This window comes from Caulobacter sp. HMWF025, from assembly GCF_003060965.1.
GTDB lineage: Bacteria > Pseudomonadota > Alphaproteobacteria > Caulobacterales > Caulobacteraceae > Caulobacter.
Window position 1 is genome coordinate 1 of record NZ_QAII01000025.1, and the last position, 15,051, is coordinate 15,051.

Consider the following 15,051-nt stretch of genomic DNA (forward strand, 5'->3'; position numbering starts at 1 on the left):
CATCAGCGCCATCATGTTCGCCCGCCCGGCCAAGGTGCGGCTGCTGTCGATGGACGGCCCCCTGCTGAACCGCCTCTATGTGACCGACGGCCTCGCCCCCGGCGAGTTCATGGTCAAGCCGATGGCCAAGGAGCGCCCCACCCCGACCTATCGCGCCGGCATGTCGCCGGCCGAACAGATGGAGTTCGTCTCCGACAGCATGGGCGCACTGGAGTATCAGCGGGTCGAGACCGACAATCCGCGTCCTGCCAAGTTCGGAACGGCCGATGCCCTGCGCTTCGACCTGAAGGCCAAGACCAAGGAGGGCCTCGACATCTCGGCCACCGCCCTGGTCGCCGAGCACAAGGAGCGCCTCTATGTGGTGCTCTACATCGCGCCCACCGAGCACTATTTCGCGGCCGAGCTGCCCGAGGTCGAAACCGTGATCGGCTCGGTCAAGCCCGTCGCCTGATCTGGCTCGGAGCCCCGACCGTCACCGCCAGCATCCGGCCCATGTCGGACGCCGGTGACGGTCGGCTGATATAGTAGCCCTGGATCTCGGCGCAGCCGTGATCGCGCAGGGCGTCCAGCTGTTCGCGCGACTCGACGCCCTCGGCCGTCGTGACGATGCCGAGGCTGGCCCCCAGATCCAGCACCGCCCGGATGATGGCCAGGGCATCGCTGTCCTTGAGAATGTCGCGGACAAAGGTCTGGTCGATCTTGATCTTGTCGAACGGAAAGCTGCGCAGGTAGCTGAGGCTGGAATAGCCGGTGCCGAAATCGTCCATCGAGATCCGGACCCCGAGCGCCTTGAGGTCGTGCAGCACCTTCAGATTGGCCGCATTGTCCTGCAGCAGCACCGACTCGGTGATCTCCAGTTCAAGGCGTTCGGCAGGCAGGCCGGACGTCGCCAGGGCCGAAACCACCGAACTGACCAGGGTCCGGTCGCGGAACTGGGCCGGAGAAAGGTTCACGGCGACGCGGACATGGTCGGGCCAGCCGGCCGCCTCGCGGCAGGCGGTGCGCAGCACCCACTCGCCGAGCGGCACGATCAGGCCGATCTCCTCGGCAAGGGGAATGAAGTCGGCCGGCGACACCATGCCCCGCTCGGGATGGCGCCAGCGGACGAGGGCCTCGCAGCCCGTCACCCGGTCATCGCCCAGATTGTAGAGCGGCTGGTAGAACAGCTCGAACTCACCGGCCAGCAGGGCGCGACGCAGGTCAAGTTCCAGGCCTCGCCGGGCCTGCAGCTGCTCGTCCATCGCCTTTTCGAAGAAGTGAAACGCACCACGGCCGTCCGCCTTGGCGCGGTACAGGGCCATGTCGGCCTTCTTGAGCAGCTCGTCGGGGCTCTCGCCATCAGACGGGGCCAGGGCGACACCGACGCTCGCGCCGATCATCACCTGATGGCCCTGAAGCTCGAACGGGGCCGCCATGGCCTCGACGATGCGCTGCGCCAGTCGGGTCGCCCCGGTCAGGTCGGTCAGGCCGTTCTGCACGACCGCAAACTCGTCTCCGCCGAGTCGGGCCACCGTGTCGCCGTCGCGGACGCAGGCGCGCAGCCTCTGGGCGGCGATCCGCAGGAGGTCATCGCCCAGCGGGTGGCCGAGGGTGTCGTTCACGGTCTTGAACCGGTCGAGGTCGATGAAATGCACCGCCAGGTGGCCGCCGGTCCGGGACCGGCGCGCCAGGGCCTCACTCAGATCCTTCTGGAACAGCACCCGGTTGGGCAGGTCGGTCAGGGGATCATAATGAGCCAGCCGGGCGATCTGGGCCTCGGCCCGCTTGCGCTCGGCAATGTCCTCCGACACGCCCAGCAGAAACTCGGGACGGCCCTGGGCATCAAGAATGGCAATCTTCTTTGTACGGAGGATAGCCATCTCACCGCCCTTGCGCGGCACCAGATCCTCGTCGATCACATGGACATCGCCCGATGCGGCAAGTTCGCGGTCGCGCTGGGCATAGATGGCGGCCTGCTGGGGTGTGTAGAAATCCGCATCGGTGCGGCCGATCACTTCCTCGCGGCTGTAGCCCAGGGTCTGTTCGCCGGCCCGGTTCAGCAGCACATAGCGATGATCGTCGGCCCGCTTGACGAAGACCATAGAGGGCATGGCCTCGACGACCGCCGTCATGAAGGTCTCGGCCCGTTCGGCCACGGCCTTGGCCTCGGCCAGGGCCGCTACACCGCGACGGTTGCTCTCATTGGAGGCCTGCAGCAGGGCCAGCACGGTGCCGACGCCCAGATAGCGTCCCTCATCCGTGACGATGAACCCGCGCAGCAGGTCCGACGCCCGGAACGACAGGCTGTCGGTCGTGAACTCGGCCAAGGGCGTTTCAGCGTCGACCACCAGGGGCGAGGCATCCATCAGGCCGCCGATAGGACGGTTGGCATAGAGCGCCCGGCCATACTCGGCCGCCATGCGCAGGATGAAGGTGTTGCGCTCGACGAGTCCGATCGGACGGTCAGCCGCATCGAGAACCGGGATGATCAGGGTGTCGGGCTCTTCCCGGAACCGGTCATAGAGCGTCTTGCCCAGATCATGCTGCCGTGCCGGCGCAAGGAAGCATACCGTATCCCGAAGGGTCAACATCACAAGGTCTCCACTCATCGGAACGGAAACATTGCCAGACTAATAGCACACTAACTCGAGTATAAACGGGCTGATTTTCGCGAAAACTTCACAAGGCCGTCACAGTATTTGACCGGCCATTTACCGTGATGCATCATGGTCAGAACACGGCATTTACCGTTCAGTATCCATAAAATCACGCGCCGCGAAACTCTTGGGGGCAGCGACCTCGATGACCGGTTCAGGCCGGTCGTCGAACTCCAGGCGCAGCGCCCGGCTCATCACCGCATGCATTTCATAGAGACAGGTGATGTAGGTCAGTTCCAGGATCTGCTCGTCGTCCAGAAAGGCCTTGAGGGCCACGAAGACGCCGTCTGACACCCGGCCGCCGTCGAGGACCAGGGCGTCGGCATAGGCCAGCACGGCCCGTTCGCGCCCGTCAAAGGCGTCCGACACGGTCCAGTCCGGCACGGCCGCGATCCGGGCCTCGCTGACCCCCAGCCCCCTGAGGGACTTGCAGTGCTGGGAGAAGACGAACTGGCTGCCCCGCGCCCAGCCCGCCCGGGTCTGGGCCAGCTCGCGCAGGACCGGATCAAGCTTGCGGGCCGGATCGCGGTAGAGCGCAAAACCCCGGGCGGCATGCACCAGGACGTCCGGGCTGTTGGCGAACACCGTCCACCAGTCGCCGCGCGTGCCGGTGGCCGTGCCCGGCTCGGCGACCGGATCGCGATCGCCGAACAGCTGGTCGTAGAGCTTCAGCACCGCCGGAGCGGTCACCTCGGCACGCGGCACCTGTCGCAGACGGGGCATGTCAGACGCCCTCCGGCGTGCGGGCCGAGGCCGGCGCATGACGGACATCGTCTGCCGTGAACGGGCGCGTGAAGGCCGCCAGCTCCATCATGATGCCGTTGGGATCGGTGAAATAGACCGAGCGGACAAATACCCCCGGGTGGGGCTTGCGGGCGATGCCCATCTCGCTGTCGTCGTGATTGACCACCATGGGGAAGGTCTCGACCCCGGCCTCGACCAGCTTCTGATGCCAGGCCTCCAGCTCGTCCTCGGGCACGGAGAAGGCGATGTGGTTCATCGACCCCACAGCCGTACGGCTCTCCAGCGGGAAGGCCTTGACCGAGGCGACGCCCGGCGCGGCCGGCGGGCCGTCGGCCCACCAGAAGAAGGCGAGGCTGGAGCCGCCGCCGCAGTCAAAGAAGAAGTGCTGGCCGCCGTCCGGCAGCTGAACCGTCTTGATCAGGGGCATGCCCATGACCTCGGTATAGAAGCGCGTGGTCTCCGCCATGTCGCGGCAGACCAGGGCCAGGTGGTTGACGCCGGCGATCGCCATGGGCTGTGTCCTCCCGCACGCCGGTCCCGTGGCTGGCGCGTCATGTGGCTGAGGTTAGATCAGTCTCACCGCCCTGTGCAGACTGCCGTAGCGGCAAGTCGGATCAGTCGCTCTTGCCGTCACCGATCATCACCTGGCCGGCCCAGCTGACCACGCCGACAATGATCGCGCCCAGAATGCCCGGAACCAGGCCCCGGACCACGAGGCCATCGAGGAACCAGGCCACGAGACCCAGCATTGCGGCATTGACCACCAGCAGGAAGAGCCCGAGGCTCAGCAGGGTGATCGGGAAGGTCAGGACCACCACCACCGGCCGGACCACCGCATTGACGAGCCCCAGCAGCAGCCCGGCGAAGATCAGGGTCTGCCAGCCGTCAGCCGAAATGCCGGGCACCAATCGGGCGGCCAGCCAGAGGCCGACGGCGGCGAACAGCACCCTGAAGATGAAGCGGACCATCGCGACTCGCGCCCTTTTTCCAGTCTGGGAAGCGGAAGATCGGCGTCCCGACGGGCCGGATCAAGGCCTCCGCAATACCCGAGCCCGGGGCTTGGACATTACAAATGCGTTATCGGACTTAACTTGGCCGCATCCCATTCCTATCTGGTCCGTTGTGAGGGGATGATGGCGCGCGGCCTGCGTGCGGATCCGCGAAGCCTGAGGGGATAGTGTCCATGGCTGTTAGTTCTTTGTCGGTGATGTCGCCCGAGGGCGGCCTGTCGCGCTACCTCACCGAAATCCGCAAGTTCCCGATGCTGCCCAAGGACGAGGAGTTCATGCTCGCCCAGCGCTGGAAAGAGCATCAGGACTCTGCCGCCGCTCACAAGATGGTCACCTCGCACCTGCGTCTCGTCGCCAAGATCGCCATGGGCTATCGCGGCTACGGCCTGCCGATCGGCGAAGTGATCTCCGAAGGCAATGTCGGCCTGATGCAGGCCGTCAAGAAATTCGAGCCCGACAAGGGCTTCCGTCTGGCCACCTACGCCATGTGGTGGATCCGCGCCTCGATCCAGGAATACATCCTGCGCTCCTGGTCGCTGGTGAAGATGGGCACGACCGCCGCGCAGAAGAAGCTGTTCTTCAACCTGCGCAAGGCCAAGAGCCAGATCGAGGCCTTCCAGGACGGCGACCTGCGCGCCGACCAGGTCAGCGCCATCGCCACCAAGCTGGGCGTGCTGGACAGCGAGGTCATCTCGATGAACCGCCGCCTGTCGGGCCCCGACGCCTCGCTGAACGCGCCCCTGCGCTCGGACAGCGAAAGCGAGTGGCAGGACTGGCTGGCCGACGACGACCAGGTGTCGCAAGAGACCGTCGTCGCCGAGAACGAAGAGAAGTCCCTGCGCATGGGCCTGCTCGAAGAGGCCATGGTCGAACTGACCGATCGTGAGCGTCACATCCTGACCGAGCGCCGGCTGAAGGACGACCCGACCACCCTGGAAGACCTGGCCACTCACTACGGCGTCAGCCGCGAGCGGGTTCGCCAGATCGAGGTCCGCGCCTTCGAGAAGCTGCAGAAGACCATGCGCGAAGCGGCCATCGCCAAGAACATGGTTGAGGCCTGACGTCCTGAATCCGCTCTTCCCGGCGAAAGCCGGGGAGAGCGAAGCCAATGATAGTGGGCTACGGTTCGCGCCATGCCCCTCCCCCAGCTCATCCTCCTCCCCGGCCTGTTGAACGACGCCGAGCTGTGGCGCGATCAGATCACCGGCCTGGCCGATGTCGCCCGCCCGGTGGTCGCCGATCTCAGCCAGGGCGAGACCCTGCAGCAGATGGCCCGGTCGGTTCTCGACATCGCCGAGCCGAACTTTGCGCTCGCCGGCTTCTCGATGGGCGGCTATGTGGCCCAGGAGATCACCCGGATCGCGCCGGAGCGGATCGAGCGCCTGGCCCTGCTCGACACCTCGATCCGCGCCGACAGCCCCGAGCGCGCCGCCCGCCGCCGGGCCCTGACCGAAGCGGCCCGCCGCCCCGGCGCGTTCCTGGGCATCAGCCACGCCATCCTGAAGAGCTATATCGACCCGTCGCGTCTCGACGACGCCGATCTGACCGGCCGGATCGTGGCCATGACCCAGCGCCTGGGGCGCGAGGTGTTCCTGCGCCAGAACAGCCTGGAGCGCACTGACGGCGAAGCGGCGCTGCGGGCCCTGCAGGTGCCCCTGCTGATCCTCGGAGGCGAGACCGACCAGATCACCCCGGTCGGCGGACTGCGCGAGATGGCCGCCGCCCTCCCCGGCTCACACCTGGTGGTCATACCCGGGGCCGGCCACATGACGCCGATGGAGGCTCCGGGACCGGTCAACGGTGCCCTGCGCCACTGGCTGGAACGATAGAAAAAGGGCCGGCTGATCGCTCAGCCGGCCCTCTTCAGGTCTGATCGTGATCTAGAAGTTGAAGCGGATCCCCGCCACGTAGCGGCGGCCGAACTTCTCGTACTCGATCGGATAGCGCGACTGGTCGCCATAGCGACGGGCGCCCTGATTGCTCAGGTTGCTGGCGTCGAAGAAGGCTTCCATGTGCTCGTTCATCTGATAGCGGGCCGAGAAGTCGATTTCCTCGTCCGCATCCCAGTAGATGTCGCCGTTATCGACCGGATAGGTGCCGCCGTTGATCACACGGTACGGCCCGATCGACTGCCCCCAGGGCGTGCGGTACTGGTAGGCCAGACGCAGGCTCCAGCCGTACTGCTCATAGAGGGCCTGCAGGTTGTAGACGCCGTCCGACGTGCCCAGCAGGCTGATGGTCCGGGCCGGGACACCGTTGACCGAGGGCAGTTTGAGCTCGGACGTGGTCCAGGTGGCCGAAGCCTTGATGCCGAAGCCCTGGGCCCATTCCGGCAGGTTCATGTCTTCGGCCAGTTGCTTGGCCGTGCCCGAATAGAAGACTTCCAGGCCCTGCAGGTGGCCGTCACCGCCGTTGTCGATGCGGCTGACCGTGTAGCTGCTGCGGTCGATGCCGTTCGAGTTCAGCGAGTCATTGCCGAACAGGCCCGAGGTCTGGACCAGCACGTCCTTGATGTCCTTGTAGAACACGCCGGCCGAGAAGAAGCCCTCGGGGGCCATGTACCACTCGACATAGGTGTCGAGGCCGATCTGCTTCTCGGGCTTGGCATAGGGATTGCCGCCCGAGATGGTCTGGGCCGCGTCGCTGAAGGTGTAGTTGGGACGAAGGTCGTCGAAGTCGGGACGCGAGGCCGAGGTGGTGATGCCAAAGCGAACCTTGACGTTCTCGCGCACGTCCCAGTTCAGGTGGGCGCTGGGATAGACCAGGGTCTCGTCGCTGCTGGTCTTGACCAGGCGGTTGCCGGCCGGGGTCGAGCCCGCTGCCGGGAAGGCGACGAAGGCCTCGCCGGTGTTCTCGATCTTCTCGACGCGGGCACCGTAGACCACATTGCCCCAGTCAAAGCGGGTGGTGGCCATGCCGTAGGCGGCCGTGATCGTCTCGCTGACCTTCCAGTAGTTGGCCTGGCCGTTGTTGTAGACGGCGCGGCCGGCCTTGATCTCGCTCTTCATCAGGGCGTTGGTGTAGCCCTTGTCGGTGTAGCGGAACGTGTAGTTGAGGTTCTGCGAGCCGAGATAGCCGGTCGAGGTGGCAAAGGCGTTCCACGCCGGAGCCTCGGAGGACGCGAAGGTGCGGGTATAGCCGAACTCGCGCGACTTCTTGGTGCGGTCGGTGAACAGGCCGCCGAACTGGACCTTGGTCGGCAGGCCGAACAGCTCCGCCTCGCGCGAGACGTCGAACTTGCCCGTATAGGCGCCGGTGATGTCACCGCCGTCGATATTGCCCAGGGTCGACATCGGGAAGGCGAAGGCCTCGATGTCGGTGACCTGCGCGCCCTGGGTGCGGGCCGTGGTCGTGCCACCGGTCCGGTACAGCCGAATGGTGTTCACGTCGCCGTTGGTGAAATCGTACTCGATGGTCGGCCGCAGCAGGAAGCTGGACGGGCTCTGGAAGGCGCCCGAAGCGGTGTTGTTCCGGCCGTCATTGGTGAAGGTGTAGTTCAGGCGCCACGACAGGTCCCAGCCCGACAGCGCATGCTCGCCGCCGAAGGTGTTGGTGGTCATGAACTCCTTGGTGTCGCGATAGTCGATGCGGGCATTGATCCGTGCGCCGTAGACGGTGCCCTTGGTCGGGCTGTTGGCATTGATGTAGGCGGCGCTGTTGTAGCTGTTGCCGGCAGCGTCCGTGCCCTGATCAAGCCGGAAGATGAAATTGTCGCGCAGTTCGTCGTCGTGATAGAGCGTGTTGATCGTGCTGGCGAACAGCGTGTTGTTGTCGTCGATCTTGTAGTCGACGCGCATCGAGGCCGAGATGTTCTCGCGGGTCAGGCGATAGTGCTTGTTCTCGTGCTCGCGGGCGAAGTGCTTGGTCGGATCGACGGTGTTGGTCAGATAGGGATCGGTTTCCCAGTTATCGGTCGCCATACCGCGCGAATAGTAGGAGGCCTGGGCCACGACGCCCAGCTTGCCGTCCATGAAGATGTTCGAATAGACGAGGCTGGTGTCCAGCTCGGTGCCGTCGCCCAGTTCCACCACGCCCATGCCGAGCTTGCCGCTGATCGTCCGGCCCTTGTAGTCGAAGGCGCGACGGGTGCGGATGTCGACATTGCCGGCCACCGTGTCGCCGGGCATCGACGGCACCACGGCCTTTTGCACGGTGATCATGCTGGCGATCGCCGACGGAATATTGTCGAAGCGCGAGGCGCGACCTTCCGGGCTGACGACGCTGAGGCCGTCGAACGACAGGGTCGTCCAGTACACCGGCGCGCCGCGCAGATTGACGTAACGGGCCTGGCCCTGGTCGCGCTCGATACCCACGCCCGGCAGGCGGCCGATGGCAAAGGCGATGTTCTGGTCCGGCAGGTTGCCGACGGAGTCCGCCGAGAGAACGCTGACCAGAGAATCCGAGTTGCGCTGCACCAGCTGGGCGGCGGCTTCGCTTTCAGCGATCGGCCGGCGGGCCGTGACCAGGACTTCCGAAACCTCGGCGGTTTCGGGCGCAGAGGCTGCCATCGCGCCCCCCTGAACCTGAGCCTGGGCGATGCCCGCGAACCCGAGCGCCGAAACGGCGCTCATGAGAAGAACTCTGAATTGCATTTTCGGCCCCTGTGACAGCAGCCGGACCGTTAGTTAGGTTTTATGAAACTTTTTGACGAGCTTGATTTTGGATTTGTGACACGGCCACCAAAGGCCCGGGGAGTCACCCAAACGCCTCACATCGAACACAGTTTCAGCGCCGGCGCCTTCGCCTGGATCAGGCCGCGCCGCGTCCGCCGTCGTCGTCGGCGGCCATAAAGCCCATCAGGGCGTCGATGCGGGCCAGCAGCTGGACCCGGACTTCCGCTCCAGCCAGGTCGCCCTGCATGCACTCGTCCAGGGCGTCGGCGGCGGCGACCAGCCGCGGCTCCTTCACGGCATTGCCGATTGTGCGCAGTTCCACGGCCTGGGCCGCGAGGGCCCGGCGGGCCTGGGCCGGGTCGCTGTCCAGGGCCTTGGAGGCCGAACGGACAATCCGCAGGGCCTGAGACAGGCGCGCGGCAACCGTACCGCGGGCATCGGCCTTGCGTTTGCGAGGCCCCTTGTAGTCGGCCGAATTGAACCGCCGCCGGTCGGGGCCGACATACTCGACCGCCTCAACCCAGTCGCGCGGCTTCAGGGTGACCGCTTCCAGGCGGCGCTCAAGGTCGCCGATCGTGAACGGCTTGCGCATGAACTCGTGGACGCCCGCGTCCCGCGCCCCAAAAATCGACTCGGTCGTCGCCTCATTGGTGCACATGATGATCGGGGCCTGCCGGCAGATGAGATCACTACGGCGGATTTTCCGCGTCAGTTGCGTGCCGTCGAGCCCGCCGCCCGTATGTTCGACGAAGATCAGCCGCGGATCCACGGTCCGGGCCATGGAATAGGCCTTTTCCAAAGTCGGGGCATGGTAGATCTGCACCCCGCTCAGTGCCCGCATCTGGTCGGCCAGCAGACGGGCCGTCGAGGGGTTGGGGTCGGCGACAAGGACCCGCTGAACCTTGGCGGCGACACGCTGAATTGTGCGATTGTTGCCGTCAAACACCGGACCAGTGGACTCCTGCTGGGTACGCGTGACCCATTTCTAGGCAATGATAGTAAAGATCGGCTTGATGACAGTGGCCGCGTCAGCAATCAGTTTGATAGGGTCTGGCTGAGGCCACCCTCGAAATCCAGGAAGATATCGATCGCCTCATCGACATCTGCGGTCGGGGTCTGGCCGGCGGCAAAGCGATAACGCCAGAAGCTGGCGATATGCGAGACGACACCCAGTTTTTCACCCAGCGAAATGAACATGTCAGGGGCCCTGAGCAGGAACTCCCGGAACGCGGTCGGGCGGCCGTTATGGATCAGGTCCTCAAAGGCGTCGTCATAGACCTTGAGCGCCCGCTGCACGGCCGACCGCTCCAGCATGACGCTGCTCTGCAGTCGCTTGCGCGTTTCGTCCAGATAGCGAGAGGTTTCAGTATCCCGGCTACCGGTGATGACGAGCTGCCCGATCTCTTTCACCACAACGCCCAGCTGCGGCCACAGCTTGGTCAGCATCCACTTGTAATAGAGGAAACCCTTCCAGCTGAAGACGCCTTCCTTGAAGCTCTCGCCCTCCATAACCAGGGTATGACGCAGCGGTTCCAGGCGTTCGTCGACATCGGTCGACAGCAGCGCCTCGACCAGACGGGCCACGTGGGAGCCCGAGGCCCGGCCCTTGTCGCGATAGGCCAGCTCGATCAGGCGCGAGATCTCATAGGCGACAAAGCCCAGCATCTGCTCCAGATCGGCATGGGAGATGGCGAAGTAGCAGGGCGCGACATTGATGCCGTGACGGCGGAGATGCTCCCGCAGCAGGAACGGATCCAGCGACGGCAGGCTGTCGATCATCCGCAGGACGGAAAGATCCCGCCCCATGTCCGAGTGTTCGTTGCAGGCCTCGCGCATCAGTTCCAGCCAGCCCCGCTGGCCGACGAAGAACGATTGCCCGCCCAGGCCCAGATCCCGCCGGTCGAACGGGATGATGATCTTGGTCGCCGTCGGCCGGGGCTCGTCGAACAGGAAGATGTCGTCATTGCGCAGGCGGTGCTTGACGATCAGCGAGGTGTTCAGCGTTCGGTTCCGGAACAGCGGATGCTGGCCGTGCTCGGGGCGGTGAACGCTGCCGGCCTCGATGGCCAGCAGATTAAGCACCCGACTCGTCGAGGCCGTGCGCTCGAGCGCCCGCAGGCTGCGCGTCACCCGATCGGTCTTGCGTACCGGTTTCAAGTTGCGAAGCGATGACACGAAGGGGGACCCTAAAACGGCTACGGAACCCTTATGACGTCAACGATCTAAACAAAGCCTAACTGAACGGCGATATCCTAAATTAACTCAACCCACGCGATATTCCGAAAAACCGTTCTAGATCAGCTTTCTAGCGTGCTCACCCCGGAACCGGGCCATTAACCGACCCAGATCGGGCATGACCGAACCCCTGCCGGCCTCCCCGCAAGGCGGGAAACCGGCAGGCGAGAAGGTCCGGCGACTAGCCCTGGAAGGGGTCGCGCATCAGGATGGTGTCGTCACGCTCCGGGCTGGTCGACAGCAGGGCCACCGGCGCGCCGATCAGTTCCTCGACCCGGCGCACATACTTGATGGCATTGGCGTTGAGGTCCTTGAACGAGCGGGCCCCGGCGGTGCTTTCGCTCCAGCCGTCCATCTCTTCATAGATCGGCACGGCCGCGGCCTGGTCGCGCATGCCGGCCGGCAGATAGTCGACCTCGCGGTCGCCGATCCGGTAGCCGACGCAGATCTTCAGGGTCTTCAGGCCGTCCAGCACGTCCAGCTTGGTCAGGGCGATGCCGTCGATGCCGTTGATGGCCACCGACTGGCGGACCAGCACCGCGTCGAACCAGCCGCAGCGGCGGGCGCGGCCGGTATTGACCCCGACCTCGCGGCCGACCGTCGACAGGTGCTTGCCGACCTCATCATCCAGCTCGCAGGCGAACGGCCCCTCGCCGACGCGGGTGGTGTAGGCCTTGACGATGCCCAGCACATAGCCCGGGCCCTTGGGACCCATGCCCGAACCGGCGGCGGCCTGACCGGCGACGGTGTTGGACGAGGTGACGAACGGATAGGTGCCGTGGTCGACATCCAGCAGGGCCCCCTGGGCGCCTTCGAACAGGATGCGCTTGCCGGCCTTGTAGGCCTGGTCCAGCAGCCGCCAGGCGGGCTGGGCATAGGCCAGGATCTGCGGCGCGATCTCCATCAACTGGTCGAACAGCGCCTCACCATCGGCCTCGGGCAGGCCCAGGCCGCGACGCAGGGCACCATGGTGGCTGAGCAGGCGCTCGATCTTGGGCTTCAGGGCTTCGGGGTCGGCCAGGTCGGCGACCCGGATGGCGCGGCGGCCGACCTTGTCCTCATAGGCCGGGCCGATGCCGCGACCGGTGGTGCCGATCTTCTGGCTGGAGGCGGCTTCGCGGCCCTGGTCGAGGTCCTTGTGCAGCGGCAGGATCAGGGTGGCGTTGTCGGCCAGCACCAGCAGGTCCGGACCGATCACCACGCCCTGCTCGGCGATCTTGGCGATCTCGCCCAGCAGGTGCCAGGGATCGACGACCACGCCATTGCCGATCACCGACAGCTTGCCCTGCACAACGCCCGAGGGCAGCAGGGCCAGCTTGTAGACCGTGCCGTCCACCACCAGCGTATGGCCGGCATTGTGGCCGCCCTGGAAGCGCACGACGACGTCTGCCCGGTTGGACAGCCAGTCGACGATCTTGCCCTTGCCTTCATCGCCCCACTGGGCGCCGACGACGGTCACATTGGCCATGGTAGAGATATGCCTTGTCACCTGCCCGGTGACGTCCAGCGGCCCTTCGACAGGACTCGGCCGCAGACGTTTCGTCAATTGTGGGCGGCGACACGGGGACGGTCAAAGCCGGCCCCCGCGAAGTCAGAAGGCGTAGACCAGTCGAACCCCCACGTCGTCAAGTCCCTGGTTCTTGCCCTGGTGGAAGATCTGGCCGTTCGACAGGTGGGTGTAGGCGAGCTCGCCCGACCAGCGGTCGTTGAACTGGTAGCCCAGCGCCAGCTCCGGTTCGAACAGCACCTTGGAGCCGAAATCGATGCGGGTGTTGTAGAGCACCAGGCGACGGGCGATCTCGGCCTGGCTGATGCCCGGCTGGTTGACCGGCGGCAGCTGGGTTTCGCCGTCCGTATAGGCCAGGCCGAAGCCCGGGCGGACATAGAAGCCGCCGTCCTTGCCGAAATCGAGCTTCCAGTTGAAGCCGGCGGCGACGAAGTTGGAGGTGTTCTCGCTGTTGATAGAGACCAGGACGTGAGCTTGCGGACGGCCGAGCCAGGTCAGCTTCTCCAGACGTTCGGTCCGGTAGCCCAGATGGATGTCGACGCCGTCCTCACGCCCGGCGGCACCGAGGCCGACCGCCTCGCCGATGAAGGTGACGTCGTGCTTGAGGGCTCCGACATAGACTTCCCCGGCCAGGGCAGGCGCGGCTGCGCCCAGAACGGCGGCGGCCGAAGCGGCGAGCAAGGCGATTTTCATCGAGACGTCCTGAACAGCATGATCCCGGGGGCTGTTATGGCGTGATCGCCGCCTCGCGCAAAGGGTCTTCAAGGCACGGCCGGAACGCCCTAGCCTCTGGTCATGAGCATCACCCTCACCGATATCCAGGCCGCCGCCGACCGCATCCGGGGTCAGGCCGTCGAGACGCCCCTGATCGAGAGCCCGGCCCTGAACGCCCGGCTGGGCGGGCAGGTCTTCCTGAAGCCGGAGACCCTGCAGCGGGCGGGGGCCTTCAAGTTCCGGGGGGCCTATAACCGGCTCAGCCAGCTGACGGCCGAAGAGCGCCGGCGCGGCGTGGTCGCCTTTTCTTCGGGCAATCATGCCCAGGGCGTGGCCCTGGCGGCCCAGCTAGTCGGCTGCCCGGCCCTGATCGTCATGCCTTCCGATTCGCCGGAGGTTAAGGTCGAAGGTACGCGGGGCTTCGGGGCCGAGATCCGCTTCTATGACCGCTTCACCGAGGACCGCGTCGCCATCGCCGACCAGATCGCCGCCGAGCGCGGCTGCGTGGTCGTGCCCTCCTATGACGACCCGCACATCATCGCCGGCCAGGGCACGCTGGGCCTCGAGATCGTCGAGCAGGCGACGGCGGCGGGCGCGAGCCTGGACACCCTGATCTGCTGTGTCGGCGGCGGTGGGCTGATCGCCGGAACCTCGACGGCGGTGAAGGCCCTGTCGCCCGACACCGCGATCTGGGGCGTCGAGCCCGCCGGTTTCGACGAGACCCGCCGCTCGCTGGACAGCGGCCGCCGCGAAACCATCGATCCGGAGGCCCGTTCGATCTGCGACGCCCTGCTGACCCCGATCCCCGGCGAACTGACCTTTCCGATCAACCAGGCCAACCTGGCCGGGATCGTCGCCGTCACCGATGGCGAGGTGGCCGAGGCCATGCGCTATGCCTTCTCGGTGCTGAAACTGGTGGTCGAGCCCGGCGGCTGCGTGGCCCTGGCGGCGGCCCTGGCCGGCAAGGTCGACCTGAAGGGTCAGACGGCGGCGATCGTGCTGTCGGGCGGCAATGTCGATCCGGACCTGTTTGCGCGGGTGCTGGCGGGTGAGATCTAGGCCGCAACAAATCCCGTCATCCCGCGACCTGTTCGCGGGACCCATGGCTCAGCTTGCACGAACGTGTTCCATTCTGCTCCGCACATGCGGCGGACAGATGGGTCCCGCGAACAAGTCGCGGGATGACGATGAAGTGGGGATGATCGGTTGATGAAATTTCCAGGCGCAGACGCCCTCCCCCAAACCCCGCTCCTCGTCGTCGACAAGGCCGCGCTGCTGCGCAATCTCGACCGCATGCAGGCCCTGTGCGACGCCGCCGGCGTCCGGCTGCGGGCCCACGGCAAGACCCACAAGTGCTCGACCCTGGGCCGGCTGATCGTTTCGCGCGGCGCCGTCGGCCTGTGCTGCCAGACCGTGGGTGAGGCCGAGGCCTTCGTGGCCGGGGGGATCACCGACGTCCTGGTCACCGCCCCGCCGCCCGCCTGGGCCGGAGCGCGCCTGGCCGCCCTGGCACGCAGCGGCGCCACGGTCGGCGTCACCGCCGATGACGCGGGCCAGATCGACCGACTGTCAGACGCCGCCGTTGCGGCGGG

13 protein-coding genes and 1 pseudogene are annotated in these 15,051 nt (G+C 65.9%); 5 read left to right on the forward strand and 9 right to left on the reverse strand.

The annotated features are described in order from the left end of the window. Positions 1–451, forward strand: a 451-nt coding sequence (locus DBR10_RS19000) for a hypothetical protein (protein ID WP_158273149.1), incomplete at its 5' end; no start/stop codon positions are given. Between the two features lie 4 nt (positions 452–455). Here DBR10_RS19000 and DBR10_RS03025 read toward each other — a convergent pair. The 4 genes and pseudogenes from DBR10_RS03025 to DBR10_RS03040 all read right to left on the reverse strand — a co-directional run. Next, positions 456–2,570 (reverse strand): annotated as a pseudogene (locus tag DBR10_RS03025) (putative bifunctional diguanylate cyclase/phosphodiesterase); the annotation flags it as partial. A gap of 153 nt (positions 2,571–2,723) precedes the next feature. Then, entirely contained in the window at positions 2,724–3,359 is a 636-nt protein-coding gene (locus DBR10_RS03030) for a carboxymuconolactone decarboxylase family protein (protein ID WP_108490309.1), read from the reverse strand. Between the two features lies 1 nt (position 3,360). Continuing rightward, positions 3,361–3,891, reverse strand: a complete 531-nt coding sequence (locus DBR10_RS03035; protein ID WP_108490310.1) for a VOC family protein — start codon at positions 3,889–3,891, stop codon at positions 3,361–3,363. 103 nt (positions 3,892–3,994) lie between these two features. Then, the gene (locus tag DBR10_RS03040; RefSeq protein WP_108505650.1) at positions 3,995–4,348 is read right to left on the reverse strand and encodes a phage holin family protein; all 354 of its coding nucleotides are present in this window, start codon (positions 4,346–4,348) and stop codon (positions 3,995–3,997) included. 206 nt (positions 4,349–4,554) lie between these two features. Here DBR10_RS03040 and rpoH point away from each other — a divergent pair, with 206 nt between their 5' ends. After that, entirely contained in the window at positions 4,555–5,451 is an 897-nt protein-coding gene (rpoH, locus tag DBR10_RS03045; RefSeq protein ID WP_108505651.1) for an RNA polymerase sigma factor RpoH, read from the forward strand. 72 nt (positions 5,452–5,523) lie between these two features. Continuing rightward, positions 5,524–6,219: an alpha/beta fold hydrolase gene (locus tag DBR10_RS03050; RefSeq protein ID WP_108505652.1), complete on the forward strand. Its 696-nt coding sequence runs from the start codon at positions 5,524–5,526 to the stop codon at positions 6,217–6,219. A gap of 51 nt (positions 6,220–6,270) precedes the next feature. On the opposite strand, the gene DBR10_RS03055 is transcribed toward DBR10_RS03050, so the two are convergent. The 5 genes from DBR10_RS03055 to DBR10_RS03075 all read right to left on the reverse strand — a co-directional run bounded on the left by DBR10_RS03055 (position 6,271) and on the right by DBR10_RS03075 (position 13,438). Continuing rightward, positions 6,271–8,961, reverse strand: a complete 2,691-nt coding sequence (locus DBR10_RS03055) for a TonB-dependent receptor (RefSeq protein WP_199225307.1) — start codon at positions 8,959–8,961, stop codon at positions 6,271–6,273. A gap of 178 nt (positions 8,962–9,139) precedes the next feature. After that, complete coding sequence (locus DBR10_RS03060) at positions 9,140–9,949, reverse strand: response regulator (protein ID WP_108505653.1); 810 nt, start codon at positions 9,947–9,949, stop codon at positions 9,140–9,142. Between the two features lie 89 nt (positions 9,950–10,038). Then, entirely contained in the window at positions 10,039–11,133 is a 1,095-nt protein-coding gene (locus DBR10_RS03065; protein WP_233243222.1) for a hypothetical protein, read from the reverse strand. A 286-nt stretch (positions 11,134–11,419) separates the two neighbouring features. Next, positions 11,420–12,706, reverse strand: coding sequence for an adenylosuccinate synthase (locus tag DBR10_RS03070; protein WP_108505655.1), 1,287 nt, complete (start codon positions 12,704–12,706; stop codon positions 11,420–11,422). Positions 12,707–12,829: 123 nt separating this feature from the next. Continuing rightward, a complete protein-coding gene (locus DBR10_RS03075; RefSeq protein WP_108489923.1) occupies positions 12,830–13,438 on the reverse strand; it encodes an acyloxyacyl hydrolase in 609 nt (202 codons plus the stop codon). A 102-nt stretch (positions 13,439–13,540) separates the two neighbouring features. Here DBR10_RS03075 and DBR10_RS03080 point away from each other — a divergent pair, with 102 nt between their 5' ends. Both DBR10_RS03080 and DBR10_RS19625 read left to right on the forward strand, forming a co-directional pair. Next, positions 13,541–14,518, forward strand: a complete 978-nt coding sequence (locus DBR10_RS03080; RefSeq protein ID WP_108556133.1) for a threonine ammonia-lyase — start codon at positions 13,541–13,543, stop codon at positions 14,516–14,518. A gap of 150 nt (positions 14,519–14,668) precedes the next feature. Further along, positions 14,669–15,051: alanine racemase (locus DBR10_RS19625; protein ID WP_233243224.1), on the forward strand; the 383-nt coding region annotated here is incomplete at its 3' end.